Source organism: Pseudomonas sp. LF-5 (genome assembly GCF_037626295.1).
GTDB lineage: Bacteria > Pseudomonadota > Gammaproteobacteria > Pseudomonadales > Pseudomonadaceae > Aquipseudomonas > Aquipseudomonas monsensis.
The window spans coordinates 276,280-291,712 of the sequence record NZ_JARKMT010000004.1 but is presented as its reverse complement, the minus strand read 5'-3'; the positions used below and the strand labels follow the sequence as shown (position 1 = coordinate 291,712).

Genomic DNA, 15,433 nt, shown 5'->3' with positions numbered 1-15,433 from the left:
TTCGATTTGTCTTGAAGATCAAAAGATCGCAGCCTTCGGCAGCTCCTGCCGAGGTTCAATCAAACCGTTCAAACGTGAAGTTCATTCGCGCGGTTCAAGGTTCAGGCACACCGAATTGATGCAATAACGCAAACCGGTCGGCGGCGGGCCGTCCGGGAATACGTGCCCCAGGTGCGCATCGCAACGGGCGCATTTCACTTCGGTGCGAATCATGCCGTGGCTGGTGTCACGGATTTCGGTCATGGCGCTTGCGCCGATCGGCGCGTAGAAGCTCGGCCAGCCGCAGCCGGAATCGAATTTGGTCGTGGAATCGAACAGCGGCTCGTTACAGCAGACACAGTGATAAACACCGTCGGTTTTGGTGGCGTTGTATTTGCCGGAGAACGGTCGTTCGGTGGCACTCAGACGGCACACGTTGTATTGCTCGGGGTCGAGCATCGCACGCCATTCTTCCAGGGTTTTTTCCAACTTTTCCATCATCACACCTCAGCGGCTGAAAAAGCCCGATCTGTACCTTTTCCACGGATCGGGTGGCACGTATGATTGCGCCTCGTCACACGCCAGTCTGGCAGTCAGACCGGGCGCATTCAAACGGATTCTCGGCGCCACGGCGCAAGACTCCGCCTGTGCGAAGACGCAGGAATCCCAGTACGGTTGTCCATTCGCCGTCTGGATCGTTCATTTTCGGGATCACATCGCCATGCAGTTCAGCAAATCGAACAAGCTCGCCAACGTCTGCTACGACATTCGCGGCCCGGTGCTCAAGCACGCCAAACGACTGGAGGAGGAAGGCCAGCGCATCCTCAAGCTGAACATCGGCAACCCGGCGCCATTTGGTTTCGAAGCGCCGGACGAAATCCTTCAGGATGTGATCCGCAACCTGCCGACCGCGCAAGGCTACAGCGACTCCAAAGGCCTGTTCAGCGCGCGCAAGGCCGTGATGCAGTACTACCAGCAGAAGCAGGTCGAAGGTGTCGGCATCGAAGACATCTACCTGGGCAACGGTGTTTCCGAGCTGATCGTGATGTCGTTGCAGGCATTGCTCAACAACGGTGACGAAGTGCTGGTGCCGGCCCCGGACTATCCGCTGTGGACCGCTGCCGTGAGCCTTGCCGGTGGCAACGCCGTGCATTACCTGTGCGACGAAGGCGCCGGCTGGTTCCCGGACCTGGCCGACATCAAGGCCAAGATCACCCCGAACACCAAAGCGATGGTGATCATCAACCCGAACAACCCGACCGGTGCGGTGTATTCGAAGGAAGTCCTGCTAGGCATGCTGGAAATTGCCCGGGCACACAACCTGGTGGTGTTCTCCGACGAAATCTACGACAAGATCCTGTACGACGACGCCGTGCACATCTGCACCGCTTCGCTGGCGCCCGACCTGCTGTGCCTGACCTTCAACGGCCTGTCCAAGTCCTATCGCGTGGCCGGTTTCCGCTCCGGCTGGATCGCCATTTCCGGACCGAAGCACAACGCCCAGAGCTACATCGAAGGCATCGACATGCTCGCCAACATGCGCCTGTGCGCCAACGTACCGAGTCAGCACGCCATCCAGACCGCCTTGGGCGGCTACCAGAGCATCAACGACCTGGTGTTGCCGCAGGGTCGCCTGCTGGAACAACGCAATCGCACCTGGGAGTTGCTCAACGACATTCCGGGGGTGAGCTGCGTCAAGCCGATGGGCGCGCTGTACGCGTTCCCGAAAATCGACCCGAAGGTCTGCCCGATCCACAACGACGAAAAATTCGTCCTCGACCTGCTGCTTTCGGAAAAGCTGCTGGTGGTGCAAGGCACGGCGTTCAACTGGCCGTGGCCGGATCACTTCCGTGTCGTCACCCTGCCCCGCGTCGATGATCTGGAAATGGCCATCGGCCGCATCGGCAACTTCCTCAAGTCGTACCGCCAGTAACTGGCCAGCAGTGCGCAACGGCCCGAACGTTGCGCACTGTCTGATTCAGCAACACTTCTGTGAACCGCACTTCCACAGCCCTTCTACACTTGCGATTCGAACAGCTCATCCGCACTTGGCGTAATGGCGACGGGTCGCTGCCGCGCGTTATCCGTTTCGATATTGGCGGTGAGAATTGTCCTTCATACCGGGGAATTGGCTGTAGGACACAGTTTGAAATAGTCACTCGGTTGAATAGCCCGGTGCAGCACCTTATATACCCCGCAGTACGCTACATCTTTAGCTTGAGGAGATTTCTATAACCATGATGCGCATCCTGCTGTTTTTGGCCACTAACCTGGCGGTCGTGCTGATAGCCAGCATCACCCTGAGCCTGTTCGGCTTCAACGGGTTCATGGCGGCCAACGGGGTTGATCTCGACCTTAGTCAGCTGCTGGTTTTCTGTGCGGTCTTTGGTTTCGCCGGCTCCCTGTTCTCGCTGTTCATCTCCAAGTGGATGGCGAAAATGAGCACCGGCACCCAGATCATCAGCCAGCCACGTACCCGGCATGAGCAATGGCTGCTGCAAACGGTGGAGCAACTGTCCCGCGAAGCCGGGATCAAGATGCCCGAAGTCGGTATCTTCCCGGCCTACGAAGCAAACGCCTTCGCCACCGGCTGGAACAAGAACGACGCGCTGGTCGCGGTCAGCCAGGGTCTGCTGGAGCGCTTTTCGCCCGACGAGGTGAAAGCGGTGCTGGCCCACGAAATCGGTCATGTGGCCAACGGTGACATGGTTACCCTGGCACTGATTCAGGGCGTGGTGAACACTTTCGTGATGTTCTTCGCACGGATTATCGGTAACTTCGTCGACAAGGTGATCTTCAAAAACGAAGAAGGCCAGGGCATCGCCTACTACGTGGCGACCATCTTCGCCGAACTGGTGCTGGGCATTCTCGCCAGCGCGATCGTCATGTGGTTCTCGCGCAAACGCGAATTCCGTGCCGACGAAGCCGGTGCACGCCTGGCCGGCACCAACGCCATGATCGGCGCCCTGCAACGCCTGCGCGCCGAACAGGGCCTGCCGGTGCACATGCCGGACACCCTGAACGCCTTTGGCATCAACGGTGGCATCAAACAGGGCTTTGCCCGTATGTTCATGAGCCACCCGCCGCTGGAAGAGCGTATCGACGCGCTGCGTCGTCGCGGTTGATCAATCTGTAACGAAAAGGCCCGCAGCGATGCGGGCCTTTTTTGTGCTCGGGATAATGGATTGCCTGTTCTGGCCCCATCGCTGGCAAGCCAGCACCCACAGGATTTTGTGCTGTTATCTGGATCTCTGATACAACACGGATCACTGTGGGGGCTGGCTTGCCAGCGATGAGGCCGGCCCTGCCAATAAAAAACCTATCGGCCAGAAACCCGGTAAACCCGCTCCTCCAGCCGCGTCACGCCTGCCTGCAGAAACTTCCAGCTCTCGCCCAGCACATCCCGCTCTTCCAGCGCCTGCACCTGCCAGAGATCCCCGAGCAACCGCTTTACCTCATCATCCCCCACCGCAAATGGCGGACCCGGTATCTGCGCCTGATCGTAATCCAGCGTAATCAACACCCCTTGCACACCCTGCGGCAGGATCTGCTGAAGATGCGCCGCATAGCGCTCACGCATCGGCGCGGGCAAGGCAATCAGCGCGGCGCGGTCGTAAAAGGCCACACAATCCGCCACATCGCTCGCCGTCAGCGCAAAGAAATCGCCGCACCACAACTCGATGGCATCACTGCGATAGACCTTGAATGCGCCCTTCTCGCTGATCTGTGGCTGTATCTGGTGCTCGTTGAAAAAGTCCTCAATGGCCTTTTCCGACAGTTCGACCCCCAGCACCTGATGACCGCGCCCGGCCAGCCACGCCAGATCCAGACTTTTCCCGCACAGAGGCACAAGCACCCGCGCCGTTGCCGGGATCGACAGTTCCGGCCAGTGCCGTTGCAAATACGGATTCACCTCCGACAGATGAAAGCCGATCTGATTCGACGCCCACTTTTTGTGCCAAAACTCAGGCTGCATGCATCACTCCCAAAAAACCGATCAAAACGCGTTAAAACTTATATTAGATTTAGATCAATGTACTGACCGAAGATGGCTCATCTTAACGCTCAGGAATCCCTCCATGTTTCCCAGCCTGTTTATTTCCCATGGTTCGCCCATGCTCGCTCTCGAGCCCGGCGCCAGCGGTCCGGCACTGGCCCGACTGGCCGCCGAGCTGCCCCGTCCCAAAGCCATCGTGATCGTCTCTGCCCATTGGGAGAGCGACGAATTGCTGGTCAGCAGTCATCCACAGCCCGAAACCTGGCACGACTTCGGCGGCTTTCCTCGGGCGCTGTTTGAAGTGCAGTACCCGGCACCGGGCGATCCGCAACTGGCGACCGAAGTCACCAAACTGCTGAACGCCGCGCATCTGCCTGCACGCCTCGACCCGCAACGGCCGTTCGATCACGGCGTGTGGGTGCCGTTGTCGCTGATGTACCCGCAGGCGGATATCCCGGTGGTGCAGGTTTCACTACCAACTCGTGGTGGTCCGGCACTGCAAACCCGTGTCGGCCGTGCGCTGGCAGGGCTGCGTGATCAGGGAATTTTGCTGATCGGGTCCGGGAGCATCACCCATAATCTGCGGGAACTGGATTGGCATGCGGGTCCGGAGAGCGTCGCGCCATGGGCACGGGATTTTCGCGACTGGATGATCGACAAGCTGGCGGCAAATGATGAGGCGGCGCTGCAAGACTACCGTCAGCAAGCACCGAATGCGGTGCGCAGCCATCCGAGTGATGAGCATTTGTTGCCGTTGTATTTCGCCCGGGGCGCGGGGGGTGAATTCAGTGTGGCGCATCAGGGATTCACGATGGGTGCGCTGGGGATGGATATCTATAGCTTCGGCTGACGTCATCGCTGGCAAGCCAGCTCCCACAGGGTTTTGTGTGAAACCCGGGCAGCAGGCAAAAAAAATCCCCGAACCAGTCGGGGATTTTTTTGTTCGATCAATCAGTCCAAGGGCGGATCAATCTTCGCGATAGCGACGCAGCTTCAACTGCTTGCCAGCAACGCGAGTGTCCTTCAGCTTGGTCAGGAGTTTGTCCAGACCATCTTCCGGCAGCTCGACGAGGCTGAAGCTGTCACGCACCTGGATGCGACCGATCGCTTCACGGGCCAGACCGCCTTCGTTGAGGATGGCGCCCAGCAGGTTCTTGGCGGCGATACCGTCACGCGCACCCAGCGCGGTACGGCAACGGGCACGGCCTTCGCCCAGAGGCATTGGCGCGCGACGCTCGCGATCACCACGATCAGGACGGTCACCGGAACGCTCAGGACGGTCGCCACGCGGTGCGTTGTTCGGCACCAGTGGACGTTCCTTCTCGATCGCTGCCAGGTTCAGCGCCTGACCGTTGGTAGCCTTGCGCAGCAGGGCTGCAGCCAGTGCACGCGGGGTGCAACCGATGTCAGCGGTCAGACGATCCAGCAGCTCACCGTGAGTCGATTCGGCATCAGCGACCAGCGGCGACAGGCTGTTGGTCAGTTTCTTGATGCGTGCATCGAGAACGGCTTGAGCGTCCGGCAGGCGAACTTCAGCCACCTTCTGACCGGTGACACGCTCGATCACTTGCAGCATGCGGCGCTCACGTGGAGTCACCAGCAGCAGCGCACGACCTTCGCGACCGGCACGGCCGGTACGGCCGATACGGTGCACGTAGGATTCCGGGTCGTACGGCATGTCCACGTTGAACACGTGAGTGATGCGCGGAACGTCCAGACCACGGGCAGCAACGTCGGTCGCGACAACGATGTCCAGACGGCCATCCTTGAGCGAGTCGATCACGCGCTCACGCTGGTTCTGGGCGATGTCACCGTTCAGCGCCGCGGCTTTGTAGCCTTTGGCGTCGAGGGCACTGGCCAGGTCCAGGGTCGCTTGCTTGGTGCGCACGAACATGATCAGAGCGTCGAAGTCTTCCACTTCCAGCAAGCTGAGAACGGCAGAGGTCTTCTGGTCAGCGTGAACCAACAGGTGAGCCTGTTCGATCGCGGTAACGGTCTGGGTCTTGCTCTGGATCTTCACGTGCTTCGGATCGCGCAGGTGACGCTCGGCGATGGCACGGATCGACTGCGGCAGGGTCGCCGAGAACAATACGGTCTGACGGGTTTCCGGCATGGCCTTGAAGATCACTTCCAGGTCGTCCATGAAACCGAGTTTGAGCATTTCGTCTGCTTCGTCCAGAACCAGGTGGTTCACGGTAGCGAGGACTTTTTCGTCGCGACGCAGGTGGTCGCACAGACGGCCCGGCGTGGCGACAACGATCTGTGCGCCATTACGGATTGCTTTCAATTGTGGGCCCATCGGCGCGCCGCCGTAGACAGCCACAACAGTTACGCCCGGCATTTGCTTGGCGTAGGTTTCGAAAGCGGTTGCAACTTGTAGCGCCAACTCACGAGTTGGGGCCAGGATCAGAGCTTGCGGCTCGCGCTTGGACGGATCAATGCGGTGCAGGATAGGCAGGGCAAAGGCAGCGGTTTTACCGGTACCGGTTTGCGCCTGACCAATCATATCGTGACCGGCGAGGATGATCGGGATCGACTGCTGCTGAATGGCCGAAGGCTCTTCATAGCCGGTAGCGACTACTGCAGCGACAATATTAGGATGAAGTTCAAGAGCGGCGAAGCCGCCGATTTCCTGGGTCATGGGTCTGCCTCTAAGTGCATCCGCAAAGACCCATGCTCCAAAGCTGCACATGCCGTGTTGAGACTCAAGAGTCGCCCTGGCAGCTTTGTCGGCGGGGATTTGCGAAAACGTATGAATGAAAAAGAATCGTCAAGGAAGAGCCCGCAGTGCGGACGTGCAGCCGAAGCTGACTTCGGGGAATTGCGCTACCTAAACGCGGCCCGGTTAAAGGCCGGCGCGCACTATACCGGAATTTGCCCAAAAAGGGAGCTTTTTTTATTGCCTGAATCCGTGTGTCACCGCCGTGTAACGGGGTTTTGCGGATAATCGGGCGAAGGTCTATTTTTCAAGGGCCCGGCCCTGCGGGCGATGACGCTTAAACGATTCACCGAGCTGCGACATACCGTCGCTGCACCCGCCCTTCCCGTCCGAGGATTTAGCCATGAATCAGCCCTGCGCCGGCCGCGTCAGCCGTGAACGTCGTGGTCATGTCCACCTGATCGGCCTGGATCGAGCCGCCAAACGCAACGCCTTCGACCTCGACCTGCTCAACGAACTGAGCCTGGCCTACGGCGAGTTCGAGGCCGACAACGAAGCACGGGTGGCCGTGGTGTTCGGTCACGGCGAGCACTTTACCGCCGGCCTGGATCTGGTCAACGCCAGTGCCGCACTGGCCGAAGGCTGGCAGGTTCCGACCGGCGGTTGCGACCCGTGGGGTGTTTTCGTCGGACCACGGGTCAGCAAACCGGTGATTGTCGCCGCGCAGGGTTATTGCCTGACCATCGGCATCGAGCTGATGCTGGCGGCGGACATCAACCTCTGCGCGAGCAATACCCGCTTCGCGCAAATGGAAGTGCAGCGTGGGATTTTTCCTTTTGGTGGCGCGACGTTACGTTTTCATCAGGTCGCCGGCTGGGGCAATGCCATGCGCTGGCTGCTGACCGGCGATGAGTTCGATGCCCACGATGCCCTGCGCCTGGGATTGGTGCAGGAAGTGATGGCCAGCGAAGACTTGTTGCCGCGAGCGATTGAACTGGCCGAACGGATTGCCCGGCAGGCACCGCTGGGGGTGCAGGCGACGTTGATGTCGGCACGGCAGGCGCGCTATGAAGGTGAGACAGCGGCGGCGCAAGGGTTGCCGGCGCTGGTGAAGAAGTTGCTGGCCAGTGAAGATGCCAAAGAGGGAGTACGGTCGCTGGTGGAGCGGCGACCCGGCATATTCAAAGGAATATGAATCTGTGGTGGTCTTGAGGCCCCTTCGCGAGCAAGCTCGCTCCCACAGTGACCAGGTCGTTCACGGATTTTGTGAACGACGCTAACCCTGTGGGAGCGAGCTTGCTCGCGAAGGGGCCATCACTGACAACTCAGGTCGCCGGGCGAATCGCATTGATCAACGACTGCAACGAATACCCCAACTTCGGCGCCAGGGCTGCAGCCCGCGCAGTCAGCGCCTGCATGTCCAGCGCCTGATCGAGGTCCGCCGGCACAATCAGAATCACATTGCCCTCCTTCACCGGCAGTTCCCAGTAATGCCGGTGATAGAGCCCGCGCAACAGCGCGGCGCCCAGCGGTTTGCCGTCATCGGTGGCCCACTGGTTGATCACCAGCCAGCCACCCGGATTCAGGCGTTTCTGACAGTCACCGAGGAAACTCCAGGCCAGATGCCCGACGCCAGGACCGACATCGGTATACAGATCGACGAAAATCAGATCTGCAGGCTCGGCCGTCGGCAACAACTCCAGCGCATCGCCAACACGAATGTACAGCCGCGGATCGTCGTCCAGCCCGAGGTATTCGATCGCCAGACGCGGTACGTCCGGGCGCAGTTCGATGGCTTCGACGTCCTCCAGCGGCAGGAACTTGAGGCAGGCCTGGGTCAGCGTGCCGGCACCGAGGCCGAGGAACAGCGCGCTCTCCGGTTGCTCGTGGCACAGCGCGCCAATCAGCATCGCCCGGGTGTAGTCGTATTCCAGCCAGCTCGGATCGGCGGTAAACACGCAGCTTTGCTCGATGGCATCACCGAACTCCAGAAAGCGGTAATCAGCCACTTCCAGCACGCGAATCACGCCGAACTCATCCTGTACTTCGGCGAGCAGATGCTCGACGCGCTCCTCAGTCATTTCGTCTCCTGATGGTCACCGGGCGCGGTGACGCGATGGCACCGCTATGGTGCCGTGGCAAAGCGGCGATTGTCGGCGATGGGGCGGGAACAGGTCACGCACTAATTTGCTGATACCATGCCCTTCCGTGCGTAGAAAACTCGAGACCGTGATGAGCCAACCGTGGAGCCCTGACAGCTGGCGTGCCCTGCCGATCCAGCAACAACCCCAATACCCCGACGCCGCGCATCTGCGTCAGGTCGAGCAGACCCTGGCCAGCTACCCGCCGCTGGTGTTTGCCGGCGAAGCGCGCGAGCTGCGCCGGCAGTTTGCCGAAGTAACCCAGGGCCGGGCGTTCCTGCTGCAGGGCGGCGATTGCGCGGAAAGCTTTGCCGAGTTCTCTGCGGCGAAGATTCGCGACACTTTTAAAGTGTTGTTGCAAATGGCGATCGTCATGACCTTCGCCGCCGGTTGCCCGGTGGTCAAGGTCGGGCGCATGGCCGGTCAGTTCGCCAAGCCGCGCTCCGCCAACGATGAAACCCTCGACGGTGTGACCCTGCCGGCCTACCGCGGCGACATCGTCAACGGCATCGGCTTCGACGAAAAGAGCCGCGTGCCGGATCCGGAGCGCCTGCTGCAGTCCTATCACCAGTCCACCGCCACCCTGAACCTGTTGCGCGCCTTCGCCCAGGGTGGGTTTGCCGACCTGCATCAGGTGCACAAGTGGAACCTGGACTTCATCGCCAACTCGGCACTCGCCGAAAAGTACAGCCACCTTGCCGATCGCATTGATGAAACCCTGGCGTTCATGCGCGCCTGCGGCATGGACAGCTCGCCGCAACTGCGCGAAACCAGTTTTTTCACTGCCCATGAGGCGCTGCTGCTGAACTACGAAGAAGCCTTCGTGCGTCGCGACAGCCTGACCAACGATTACTACGATTGCTCGGCGCACATGCTGTGGATCGGCGACCGCACCCGTCAGCTCGACGGCGCCCATGTCGAATTCCTGCGCGGGGTGCACAACCCGATCGGAGTGAAAGTCGGCCCGAGCATGAACCCGGACGACCTGATCCGCCTGATCGACGTGCTCAACCCGGACAACGACCCGGGCCGCCTGAACCTGATCGCTCGCATGGGCGCGAACAAGGTCGGCGATCACCTGCCGGCGCTGATTCGCGCCGTACAGCGTGAGGGCAAGCAGGTGCTGTGGAGTTCCGACCCGATGCACGGCAACACGATCAAGGCGAGCAGCGGCTACAAGACCCGCGACTTCGCGCAGATCCTTGGCGAGGTGAAGCAGTTCTTCCAGGTGCACGAAGCCGAAGGCAGTTATGCCGGCGGGATTCACATCGAGATGACCGGGCAGAATGTGACCGAGTGCATCGGTGGTGCGCGGCCGATCACTGAAGATGGGTTGTCGGACCGTTATCACACCCACTGCGATCCACGGATGAATGCCGATCAGTCGCTGGAACTGGCGTTTTTAATTGCCGAAACGTTGAAACAAGTCCGGCGCTGAATCAGTCAGGTATCTAGCGCCTGAGAGGCCGCATTCGCGAGCAAGCTCGCTCCCACAGTGGATCTGTGTCGTTCACAAATCCACTGTGGGAGCGAGCTTGCTCGCGAAGAGGCCAGTTCAGTCACCGCCGATCTGCGCCAATGCCACCCGCAAACGCCCTGCACTCTCACGCTGACAATTAAGCTGCACCCGCTCCAGCCCCAACCAAACCGCCATGCGCCGCAAATTCAAAGCCAGCGCCAGCATCCCCTCATCCTCCAGCCCCGGTTCCTCCTCGTGCAGCGCATGCACCGCCAAGCGTCCCGTCGCCCGCTCGGCGCGCAGATCGACCCGCGCGGCAATGCGCTCGTTGTGCAAAAAGGGCAGCACGTAATAGCCGTAGACCCGTTTGTGCTGCGGCGTGTAGATCTCCAGGCGATAGCGGAAATCGAACAACCGCTCGGTGCGACTGCGCTCCCAGATCAATGAATCGAACGGCGACAACAGCGCACTGGCGACGACTTTGCGCGGCACTTTCGGCTCCGGCAGGCAATAGGCGATCTGTCGCCAACCGGCGACTTCGCAGGTCTGCAACTGCCCGTCCTCGACCAGTTCCGCCAGACGCGGCCGGGCGTCCCCCGGGCTCAAGCGGAAATAATCGCGCAGATCCTTTTCCGTCCCCACGCCCAATGCCTGAGCCGCGTGCAGCAGCAAACCGCGCTGCGCTTCGGCTTCATCCGGCAGTGGCTGCTGCAGAATCGACAACGGGATGACCCGCTCCGGCAGATCATACAAACGCTCAAAACCCCGGCGGCCGGCCACGGTGACCTCGCCGGCGGCGAACAACCATTCCAGTGCATGCTTTTCCGCACTCCAGTCCCACCAGGGCCCGGCCTTGTCTTCGCGGGTCGACAAACTGCCGGCGCCCAATGCGCCCCGCTCCTCGACCGAGGCCAGGACCCGGCGAATCGTCTCCTGTTGTTCACGTCCGAACGTTGCCAGTTGCTGATAGATGTCCTCACCACGTTTGGCGCGCTGCATCCGCCAGCCCATCAGCGGATACATCGCCAGCGGCAGCAACGATGCTTCATGGCCCCAGTATTCGAACAGCGTGCGACGTTTACCCGGACTCCAGGCAGCCTGGTCGAGCAAATCAGAGGAATAGCAACCGAGACGGGAAAACAAAGGCAGGTAGTGCGAGCGCACCACGGCGTTGACGGAGTCGATCTGCAGCAGACCCAGCCGTTCGATCAGACGATTGAGGTGTGGCGCCTTGACGGTCGGCGGCTGGCGCCCGTTGAACCCTTGGGCAGCCAGCGCCAGTCGTCGCGCCTGTTTGAGGGAAAAGGACAGCGTCGCGGGCATGAACATCTCCTTGTCTGCTCGCAACCTACCTCACCGGAAAGGGGTTTGTGTAGTAAGTGCCTGATCATTTATGCATCGGATCGTCCCAGAACGGCCGCACCGCTTCGTGCTCGACGTCGGCCCGACTGACGCCGATGTCTTTCAACGCTTCATCACTCAGACTGGCGAGCAACTCGCGTTCGCGGTGAAGTTCGTACCAGCGGCTAAACTTGTGCAGCAGGTCGGAAACGATATGGCCGTGGCCGGAAAACTTTGTTTCGTCTACATACTCTCTTTGACCTTTCATCGTGTTGCCCTCCTTGTGGATGGCTCAAGTCTCGCGCCGACGCTAAGATCAATCCAACGAATGTTTCTGATGGCATGCATCACGGAGATTCATCAATTGTCGGCCTACCCCAGTATTGATACCGATGTTCTGCGCACCTTTGTCGCGATTGCCGATCAGGGCGGTTTCACCCGCGCCGGCGAAATGGTCAACCGCACACAGTCGGCGGTGAGCATGCAGATGAAGCGTCTGGAAGAAGACGTGTTGCAGCGCCAGTTGTTCGAGCGTGATGGTCGCCAGGTGCGCCTGACTGCCGAGGGCCAGGTCTTGCTCGGGTATGCGCGGCGCATCCTCAAGTTGCACAGCGAAGTGTTCAACACATTGCGCGAGCCGCACATGGTCGGCACGGTGCGCATCGGCACGCCGGATGATTACGTGATGCGTTTTCTGCCGGGGATCCTCTCGCGGTTTGCGCAGTTCTATCCGCTGATCCAGATCGAAGTGCATTGCGAATCGACCCGACAGCTGCTGCAGCGCACCGATCTCGACTTGTCGATCGTGACTCGCGAGCCGGGCAACGAGATTGGCCAGTTGTTGCGCAAGGAGCGTTTTGTCTGGGCCGAGGCACAGAACTTCAGTGCCCACGAACAGACGCCGTTGCCGCTGGCGATGTTCAACAGTGACTGTTTTTGCCGTTTGTGGGCCTGCAACGCGCTGGACGCGATGGGCCGCGAATACCGCATCGCCTATAACAGCACCAGCCTGTCGGCGCTGATGGCGGTGGTGAGCGCCGGCCTGGCGATCACCGCGCAGCTGGAAAGCCTGATCACTCCGGACATGCGCATTCTCGGCGCCAACGAAGATCTGCCACTGTTACCGGAGGCAAGCATCATGCTGATCCGCAACCTGAACAATCCGTCGCCGATCACCGAGTGCCTGGCCGAGCACATCGTCGAAGGCTTCAAACTTTAAACGCGAGCATCACCGCACACAGCACCAGAAAACCGCAAAACAGCCCGCGCAAGAGCTTTTCCGGCATCGCGTGGGCGACCTTCACCCCCCAACTGATGCTGGCCAGCCCCCCGATGGCCAGCGGCAAGCCGATCATCCAGTCCACTTCATGATGCACCGCGTACGTCACCAGCGTGACCCCGGTGCTCGGCAATGCCAGGGCCAGCGACAAACCCTGAGCAACCACCTGAGTGGTGCCGAACAGGCTGGTCAGCACGGGCGTCGCCACCACTGCCCCGCCGACACCGAACAAACCGCCCATGGTCCCGGAGGCCGCTCCCAGCACGCCGAGCCAAGGCCAGGAATAACGCATTTCGGACGTCGCCGCCGGACGCTTGCCGAACATCTTCAGCAGGTTATAGGCCGACAGCACCACAAGAAATGCGACAAAACCGATGCGCATGGTTTGCGCGTCAATACCCACCGCCCAGATCGAGCCGAGCCAGGCAAAGCAAAAGCCCATGACCGCCAACGGCACCGCATGACGCAGTTCGATGCGATTGCGCTGGTGATAGCGCCACAACGCCAGCATCACATTCGGCACCACCATGACCAATGCGGTGCCCTGAGCGATCTGCTGATCAAGGCCGAACCACACGCCCAGCAGCGGGATCGCGATCAAGCCGCCACCAATGCCGAAGATGCCACCGAGCGTACCGAGGGCGGCACCGAACAACAGGTACAACAAAAACTCCATCACAGGCGAATTCCTCTTACGTCAGGCGAATCATCCTACGCAGTCACGGCTGGCGGGGAAACGCACAGCGACGCACAATGGCTATGCAGATTTCGCACAGGCGTAGCTTTTTCATGAACCCCAACCAATTGACCGAGCAGCTCGGACTGTTTCTCGATGTACTGGAAAGCGGGAGCTTTTCCGCCGCCTCGCGGCGCCATCCGCTGACACCATCGGCGGTCGCGCGGCGTATCGACAGCCTGGAAAGTGCAGTCGGCAGCCAATTATTCATCCGCAGCACCCACGCCGTGCTCGCCACCCCCGCGGGTCTGGCGTTCGCCGAACGGGCGCGGCGCATCATTGCCGAGTTGCAACTGGCCCGGGCCGAGGCCGTGTCCCTGAGCAGCGCGCCGGAAGGCCTGATCCGTATTGACGCGCCGGCAGCCTTCGGACGACGGCATCTGGCGCCAGTGATTGCCGACTTTCTCGTCCTCTACCCGGGGCTGGATGTGCAATTGCACCTGATCGACAGCTTTGTCGATATGGCCGGATCGAATCTGGGCAAGGTCGATCTGGTGTTGCGCGCCGGGCAGTTGGCTGACACCCGACTGGTCGCCACCCCGCTGGCGAGTATTGTGCGCATCGCCTGTGCCAGCCCGGACTATCTCAAGCGCCGAGGCTTACCGAGTGCTCCGGCGCAGTTATCCGAACACGACGGCCTCGACTGGGACGGCCTCGCCCCGCCTTTCGCCTGGCGCTTCGAGCAGGACGGCCAGATGCAACTGCATCGGCCGGGTCGCATCCGCATGAGTGCCAACAATGCCGAAGCGCTGGTGTGTGGTGCTCTGGCCGGATTGGGCGTTGCACACCTGCCGACCTGGCTGGCGAGCGAATACCTGCTGCGCGGTGAGTTGTTGCCGCTGTTCTGCGAACACGGTCTGCCGGAACCGGAATCCACCGGTATCTACGCATTACGCATGGAACAGCAAACCCATTCGCGCAGCCGTTTGCTGCTGGAATACCTCAAAACGCGGTTTAGCCCGGTGCCGCCCTGGGATCTGGCGCTGCAGCGCGAGCTGGGCCGGCACTAGGACGGGAAAATTATCTGGCGCATTAAAGGTTCGGGCGCTAGATTCATGACCATTCTCGAACAAGGCTTTGACATGACTTCCGAACGCGATACCTGCGAGGACCTGCTGCTGGATAACCAGGCCTGCTTCGCCCTGCACTCCACTTCGCTGATGATGACCAAGGTTTACAAGCCGCTGTTGCAGGTCTTGAACCTGACCTATCCGCAGTACCTGGCGATGATGGTGCTGTGGGAGAAGGATGGTTTGACCGTCGGAGAAATCAGCGCTCGACTACTGACCGATCCGGGCTCGCTGACGCCATTGCTCAAGCGCCTGGAAAGCGAAGGCTTGCTCAGCCGCACACGCAGTCGCGAAGATGAGCGCGTGGTGATCGTCGAACTGACGGAACAGGGTCGTGCGCTGCGCGACAAGGCGCAAACCATTCCGCAATGCATCCTGGGCGCCAGCGGCTTCACCCTGGAACGCCTGCAGAAGCTGCAAGCGGAGTTACAGGCACTGCGTAGCCATCTGCAGGACAGCCTGATCTGACCCGCCATTAGTTCCACTGTAGGAGTGAGCCTGCTCGCGATATCGGTAGCGCCATCGTACTGACTGTTACACCGCTATCGCGCGCAGGCTCGCTCCTACCTGTGATTTCGTTGTCTGAAAAATATTTTTTCACGCCTGACTTCCCCGCCAACCCGTCTAAACAGCGCTTTCCAGGATAACCGGGCGCGTGCTTTAGCGTCGAAGCGAACATTTCTCAAAAGAATATCTTGCGCACTAAACATTAGCGAGCTACATTCACTTCGCACTTAGTTAGCGCGCAAACAATTAGCGCACAAATACACTC

At 60.4% G+C, this 15,433-nt stretch carries 15 protein-coding genes; 8 read left to right on the top strand and 7 right to left on the bottom strand.

Annotated elements, in window-relative coordinates; translation table 11 throughout:
• Window positions 1-81: 81 nt before the first annotated feature.
• Window positions 82-477, bottom strand: a complete 396-nt coding sequence (gene msrB, locus PseuLF5_RS16155) for a peptide-methionine (R)-S-oxide reductase MsrB (RefSeq protein WP_123466517.1) — start codon at window positions 475-477, stop codon at window positions 82-84.
• Between the two features lie 223 nt (window positions 478-700).
• Here msrB and PseuLF5_RS16150 point away from each other — a divergent pair, with 223 nt between their 5' ends.
• Together PseuLF5_RS16150 and htpX are read left to right on the top strand one after the other, a co-directional pair.
• On the top strand, window positions 701-1,912 hold the full coding sequence (locus tag PseuLF5_RS16150) for a pyridoxal phosphate-dependent aminotransferase (protein ID WP_123466519.1): 1,212 nt from the start codon (window positions 701-703) through the stop codon (window positions 1,910-1,912).
• Between the two features lie 304 nt (window positions 1,913-2,216).
• A complete protein-coding gene (gene htpX / locus PseuLF5_RS16145; RefSeq protein ID WP_123466521.1) occupies window positions 2,217-3,104 on the top strand; it encodes a protease HtpX in 888 nt (295 codons plus the stop codon).
• 194 nt (window positions 3,105-3,298) lie between these two features.
• Here the strand turns inward: htpX and PseuLF5_RS16140 are convergent, their stop codons facing one another.
• A complete protein-coding gene (locus PseuLF5_RS16140; protein WP_267804492.1) occupies window positions 3,299-3,955 on the bottom strand; it encodes a thiopurine S-methyltransferase in 657 nt (218 codons plus the stop codon).
• A gap of 103 nt (window positions 3,956-4,058) precedes the next feature.
• On the opposite strand from PseuLF5_RS16140, the gene PseuLF5_RS16135 reads away from it, so the two are divergent.
• Window positions 4,059-4,826 carry a DODA-type extradiol aromatic ring-opening family dioxygenase gene (locus PseuLF5_RS16135; protein ID WP_340133994.1) on the top strand — a complete coding sequence of 256 codons (768 nt, stop codon included), beginning with the start codon at window positions 4,059-4,061 and terminating at the stop codon, window positions 4,824-4,826.
• Window positions 4,827-4,943: 117 nt separating this feature from the next.
• Here the strand turns inward: PseuLF5_RS16135 and PseuLF5_RS16130 are convergent, their stop codons facing one another.
• The gene (locus PseuLF5_RS16130; protein ID WP_007964821.1) at window positions 4,944-6,617 is read right to left on the bottom strand and encodes a DEAD/DEAH box helicase; all 1,674 of its coding nucleotides are present in this window, start codon (window positions 6,615-6,617) and stop codon (window positions 4,944-4,946) included.
• Window positions 6,618-7,038: 421 nt separating this feature from the next.
• On the opposite strand from PseuLF5_RS16130, the gene PseuLF5_RS16125 reads away from it, so the two are divergent.
• The gene (locus PseuLF5_RS16125; RefSeq protein ID WP_123466527.1) at window positions 7,039-7,830 is read left to right on the top strand and encodes a crotonase/enoyl-CoA hydratase family protein; all 792 of its coding nucleotides are present in this window, start codon (window positions 7,039-7,041) and stop codon (window positions 7,828-7,830) included.
• Window positions 7,831-7,960: 130 nt separating this feature from the next.
• Here PseuLF5_RS16125 and PseuLF5_RS16120 read toward each other — a convergent pair whose 3' ends face one another.
• The gene (locus PseuLF5_RS16120) at window positions 7,961-8,716 is read right to left on the bottom strand and encodes a spermidine synthase (RefSeq protein ID WP_186746456.1); all 756 of its coding nucleotides are present in this window, start codon (window positions 8,714-8,716) and stop codon (window positions 7,961-7,963) included.
• A 151-nt stretch (window positions 8,717-8,867) separates the two neighbouring features.
• Here PseuLF5_RS16120 and PseuLF5_RS16115 point away from each other — a divergent pair, with 151 nt between their 5' ends.
• Window positions 8,868-10,214: a class II 3-deoxy-7-phosphoheptulonate synthase gene (locus PseuLF5_RS16115; RefSeq protein ID WP_322375698.1), complete on the top strand. Its 1,347-nt coding sequence runs from the start codon at window positions 8,868-8,870 to the stop codon at window positions 10,212-10,214.
• Between the two features lie 117 nt (window positions 10,215-10,331).
• Here the strand turns inward: PseuLF5_RS16115 and PseuLF5_RS16110 are convergent, their stop codons facing one another.
• Together PseuLF5_RS16110 and PseuLF5_RS16105 are read right to left on the bottom strand one after the other, a co-directional pair.
• Window positions 10,332-11,558, bottom strand: a complete 1,227-nt coding sequence (locus tag PseuLF5_RS16110; RefSeq protein ID WP_340133993.1) for a winged helix-turn-helix domain-containing protein — start codon at window positions 11,556-11,558, stop codon at window positions 10,332-10,334.
• 64 nt (window positions 11,559-11,622) lie between these two features.
• Window positions 11,623-11,844, bottom strand: a complete 222-nt coding sequence (locus PseuLF5_RS16105; protein ID WP_123466535.1) for a DUF1127 domain-containing protein — start codon at window positions 11,842-11,844, stop codon at window positions 11,623-11,625.
• 96 nt (window positions 11,845-11,940) lie between these two features.
• Here PseuLF5_RS16105 and PseuLF5_RS16100 point away from each other — a divergent pair, with 96 nt between their 5' ends.
• A complete protein-coding gene (locus tag PseuLF5_RS16100; protein WP_177490677.1) occupies window positions 11,941-12,795 on the top strand; it encodes a LysR substrate-binding domain-containing protein in 855 nt (284 codons plus the stop codon).
• On the opposite strand, the gene PseuLF5_RS16095 is transcribed toward PseuLF5_RS16100, so the two are convergent.
• Window positions 12,785-13,534 carry a sulfite exporter TauE/SafE family protein gene (locus tag PseuLF5_RS16095; protein WP_222832354.1) on the bottom strand — a complete coding sequence of 250 codons (750 nt, stop codon included), beginning with the start codon at window positions 13,532-13,534 and terminating at the stop codon, window positions 12,785-12,787. The genes PseuLF5_RS16100 and PseuLF5_RS16095 overlap by 11 nt on opposite strands.
• Before the next feature lie 110 nt (window positions 13,535-13,644).
• Here PseuLF5_RS16095 and PseuLF5_RS16090 point away from each other — a divergent pair, with 110 nt between their 5' ends.
• Together PseuLF5_RS16090 and PseuLF5_RS16085 are read left to right on the top strand one after the other, a co-directional pair.
• Window positions 13,645-14,601 (top strand): LysR family transcriptional regulator, encoded by a 957-nt coding sequence (locus PseuLF5_RS16090; protein WP_186746462.1) that lies wholly within the window; start codon window positions 13,645-13,647, stop codon window positions 14,599-14,601.
• Window positions 14,602-14,673: 72 nt separating this feature from the next.
• Complete coding sequence (locus PseuLF5_RS16085) at window positions 14,674-15,129, top strand: MarR family winged helix-turn-helix transcriptional regulator (RefSeq protein WP_186746483.1); 456 nt, start codon at window positions 14,674-14,676, stop codon at window positions 15,127-15,129.
• The last annotated feature ends 304 nt before the right edge of the window (window positions 15,130-15,433 follow it).

Excerpts from the sequence above, each read along its gene's own strand:
- PseuLF5_RS16115 (WP_322375698.1), top strand. The coding sequence starts at position 8,868 with ATGAGCCAACCGTGGAGCCCTGACAGCTGGCGTGCCCTGCCGATCCAG.
- PseuLF5_RS16135 (WP_340133994.1), top strand. The coding sequence starts at position 4,059 with ATGTTTCCCAGCCTGTTTATTTCCCATGGTTCGCCCATGCTCGCTCTC.
- PseuLF5_RS16150 (WP_123466519.1), top strand. The coding sequence starts at position 701 with ATGCAGTTCAGCAAATCGAACAAGCTCGCCAACGTCTGCTACGACATT.
- PseuLF5_RS16090 (WP_186746462.1), top strand. The coding sequence starts at position 13,645 with ATGAACCCCAACCAATTGACCGAGCAGCTCGGACTGTTTCTCGATGTA.
- PseuLF5_RS16085 (WP_186746483.1), top strand. The coding sequence starts at position 14,674 with ATGACTTCCGAACGCGATACCTGCGAGGACCTGCTGCTGGATAACCAG.
- htpX (WP_123466521.1), top strand. The coding sequence starts at position 2,217 with ATGATGCGCATCCTGCTGTTTTTGGCCACTAACCTGGCGGTCGTGCTG.
- PseuLF5_RS16110 (WP_340133993.1), bottom strand. The coding sequence starts at position 11,558 with ATGCCCGCGACGCTGTCCTTTTCCCTCAAACAGGCGCGACGACTGGCG.
- PseuLF5_RS16140 (WP_267804492.1), bottom strand. The coding sequence starts at position 3,955 with ATGCAGCCTGAGTTTTGGCACAAAAAGTGGGCGTCGAATCAGATCGGC.
- PseuLF5_RS16125 (WP_123466527.1), top strand. The coding sequence starts at position 7,039 with ATGAATCAGCCCTGCGCCGGCCGCGTCAGCCGTGAACGTCGTGGTCAT.
- msrB (WP_123466517.1), bottom strand. The coding sequence starts at position 477 with ATGGAAAAGTTGGAAAAAACCCTGGAAGAATGGCGTGCGATGCTCGAC.
- PseuLF5_RS16120 (WP_186746456.1), bottom strand. The coding sequence starts at position 8,716 with ATGACTGAGGAGCGCGTCGAGCATCTGCTCGCCGAAGTACAGGATGAG.
- PseuLF5_RS16130 (WP_007964821.1), bottom strand. The coding sequence starts at position 6,617 with ATGACCCAGGAAATCGGCGGCTTCGCCGCTCTTGAACTTCATCCTAAT.
- PseuLF5_RS16105 (WP_123466535.1), bottom strand. The coding sequence starts at position 11,844 with ATGAAAGGTCAAAGAGAGTATGTAGACGAAACAAAGTTTTCCGGCCAC.